Origin of the sequence: Guyparkeria sp., from assembly GCF_041687595.1 — a bacterium.
Taxonomy (GTDB): domain Bacteria; phylum Pseudomonadota; class Gammaproteobacteria; order Halothiobacillales; family Halothiobacillaceae; genus Guyparkeria.
The window spans coordinates 1-3,024 of the sequence record NZ_JAWLBP010000095.1; the positions used below are offsets into that span (position 1 = coordinate 1).

3 protein-coding genes are annotated in these 3,024 nt (G+C 66.7%); 2 read left to right on the forward strand and 1 reads right to left on the reverse strand.

Features of this window, described 5'->3' with window-relative positions; all coding sequences use genetic code 11:
* Positions 1–30: 30 nt before the first annotated feature.
* Entirely contained in the window at positions 31–1,377 is a 1,347-nt protein-coding gene (gene argA, locus ACESL5_RS09690) for an amino-acid N-acetyltransferase (RefSeq protein ID WP_372592574.1), read from the reverse strand.
* Positions 1,378–1,735: 358 nt separating this feature from the next.
* On the opposite strand from argA, the gene ACESL5_RS09695 reads away from it, so the two are divergent.
* On the forward strand, positions 1,736–2,350 hold the full coding sequence (locus ACESL5_RS09695) for a BMC domain-containing protein (RefSeq protein WP_372592575.1): 615 nt from the start codon (positions 1,736–1,738) through the stop codon (positions 2,348–2,350).
* 302 nt (positions 2,351–2,652) lie between these two features.
* Positions 2,653–3,024, forward strand: a 372-nt coding sequence (locus ACESL5_RS09700) for a hypothetical protein (protein WP_372592576.1), incomplete at its 3' end; no start/stop codon positions are given.

Sequence of the window (3,024 nt, forward strand, 5' to 3'; positions counted from 1 at the left end):
ACCGACCGTTCGCTCATGCTCATCCCGGGATCAGAGCCACTTTCGGAAGATGCGTGAATTGCGCTTGAGGTTGTAGAAGGCCTGGCGCGCAGCGGGGAGGTTCTCCAGGCTCTCGTCGGCAAAGCCGCGCTCGCGGAAGAACGCCATGGTCTGCGTGGAGAGCAGGAAGATCGACTTCAGGCCCAGCGAGCGGGCGCGGTTTTCCATGAAGGCGAGCAGGCGCCCCGCGCGTCCGCCGCCCTGGTAGGCCGGGTGAACGACCAGTGCGGCCAGTTCGGCGCTCCGGTCGTCGGGAAACGGGTAGAGCGCGGCGCAGGCGATGATGTCGCCGTCACGGTCGATGACCACGAAGCGATCGGTCTCCAGTTCGAGCTGTTCACGCGAACGGCGCACCAGCACACCGGCCTGTTCCATCGGCTCGATCAGGGCGAGAATCCCGCCGATGTCGTCGAGGGTGGCCTGGCGAATGCGCTCGTAGGGCTCGCTGGTGATCAGCGTGCCGCAACCGTCGCGGGTGTAGAGCTCGACCAGGAGCGCCCCGTCGACCTCGCGGTCGACCAGGTGGATGCGGTCCACGCCCTTCGAGCAGGCACGCACGGCGCTTTGCAGGTGCAACTGGAATTCGGTGGAGAGCGACACCTTCGGATCGTCGAGCAGCCCCTCGACCTCGGCGAGGCTCATGGCCGTCGGCAGGTTGTCCAGCGGGTCGGTAAGGAAGATCAGCTTGTCCGCGCCCAGGGCCACGGCCATGCTCTCGGCGACGTCCTCGGAACGCAGGTTGAACAACTCGCCGGTCGGCGAGAAGCCGAGATTGGTCTGCACCACGACCGAGCCGTCGCCCAGCGCATCGCGCACCCCCTCGACGTCGACGCGCCGCACCCGGCCCGTGTGCCCGAGATCGACGCCGTCGATCACGCCCATGGGACGTGCGGTAATGAAGTTGCCGGTCAACACCCGCTGGGCCAGCCCCGAACCCGAGGCGAGGCTCAGGCGGGCGGACAGCCAGGAGATCACGTCGAACTGCACCGCGCCCACGGCCTCGGTCAACGGCTCGATCATCGCAGGCTCGGTGACCCGCAGCCCCTGGTGGAAACGCTCCGGGAAGCCGGCATTCTCCAGGCGACGGTTGATCTGCGGGCGCGTGCCCGGCACCAGCACCAGCTTGACGCCCAGATCGGCGATCAGGACGATGTCGCGGATCAGCCGCTCGAAGGTGGCCGGGTCATCCAGGGCCTCGCCGCCGAAGGTAACGACGAAGACATGGCCCTCGTGCTCGCGGATGTAGGGCACGGCATCGCGCAGTCCCTGCACGAGCACGCGAGCCTCGCCCGTGGGCTGGCAGGTGGCGTGGGGTGAGGGGTCCTTGGGGTCTCTCAACGGGATTCTCCGGCGGTAAAGACGTCAGCGCACAGGATAACCGCCAGCCTCTCATGGCGGAAAACCCGAGGCTCAGTTCACCACCACGCGGTTCCGATCGGCGCGCTTGGCCTCGTAGAGCGAATCGTCGGCGCGCGTGAGCGCCACCTCGAAATGCGGGTCGTCCACCCGGAACTGGCTGATGCCGATGCTGACCGCGATGCGGGGTCGGACCGGCGCCCGTCGGCCTGGCCGAGGTCGCCAATGGCAGCCATAAGGGATCGCTATGCCTGTGGGCGTTTGCTGATGGTAGACTCGCGACCTCTCAGGTATCCCTTATACATCCACCGCAACCGCGCTCCGCCAAGGCCCCGGCCCGATGATCGAACTCCGGACATACGTCTTCATCGACTCGCTTCAGCCTCAACTGGCGGAGTACATGGCGACGGTGTCCCAGGGGTTTCTGCCGATCCCGGGTGACGCCTGCCTGTGGGTGGAAGTCTCGCCGGGCATGGCCGTCCACAAGCTGACCGATGCCGCCCTCGAGGCCTCCAGCGTCCGGCTCGCGCAACAGGTGGTCGAGCGCGCCTTCGGCACGATGGTCATCCACCACCGCGTGCAGAGCGACGTCATCCAGTCCGGCAATACGGTCCTGGAGCACCTCGGTCGCGAGCAGACCGATCGCCAGCCCTGCCGTATCGCCTGGCAGGAGATCATCCGCGGCATGACGCCGGACCACACCGTCCTGATCAACCGTCAGAACCGCTCGGGCAACATGATCCTCCCGAAAGCGAGCATGTTCATCCTCGAGGTCGAGCCCGCCGGCTACATCATCTACGCCGCCAACCAGGCCGAGAAGGCCGCGAACATCTCGCTGATCGAAGTCCACGCCGTGGGCAAGTACGGCCGGCTGACCATCGCCGGTACCGAGGGCAACGTCGACGAGGCCGCACGCGCCGCGCTCGCCGCGGTGAAAAACCCGGCCTACGCCTGATCCCCGGCCGCGCGGCGGTCGACTCGACCGCTACGGACAGCCCTCCGCGACACCCGGCTACCCGTTGCCGGCAACGGCGACAGCCTTCGCCCGGTCATGACACCCCGCGCATGCCCTGAGTGCCGTGGCCACTCGCGGCAGGCCACCCCCGGCTTTCCGGGCCCTGCCCCGACCTCCCCATCCCCCCTCCCTGACCGAGTCAGCCAGTGGCGCATCGGCCGGGATTTACCATTAGCTAGCTAATGCTATGCTGGCTTTTCATTCTGCAGGGAGTCGCGGAGCGACGGGAGGAATCGATGTTGATGCTGGAATTCAGGGAACTAGCCTGGTGGTACTGGCTGGTCACGGCCGGACTGCTCACCGCGGGTGTGCTGGTCGATCCTCTCGGGCTGTTCCTCGCCGTGGGCCTGACGGTGATCAACCTGTTGCACTTCGCCATTCGCGAGCCGGGGTTGACCGCCTTCCCGGTGCAGGTGCGCTTCTTCTACCTGCTCCTACTGCTCATTGCGCTTCCCGAGCCCATGCGCTGGCTTTTCTGGATACCCATGATAGGCACCTGGGCGCAGGTCCTGGTGGGCTATTGCGCCATGGCGCGACTCGTTTCCCTGTTCCCCTGGAACCGGCAGGAGCGACTGACCGCGGGCCTCGTCTGGCGACGTTTCGTCTCGATGCCG

Excerpts from the sequence above, each read along its gene's own strand:
- ACESL5_RS09695 (WP_372592575.1), top strand. The coding sequence starts at position 1,736 with ATGATCGAACTCCGGACATACGTCTTCATCGACTCGCTTCAGCCTCAA.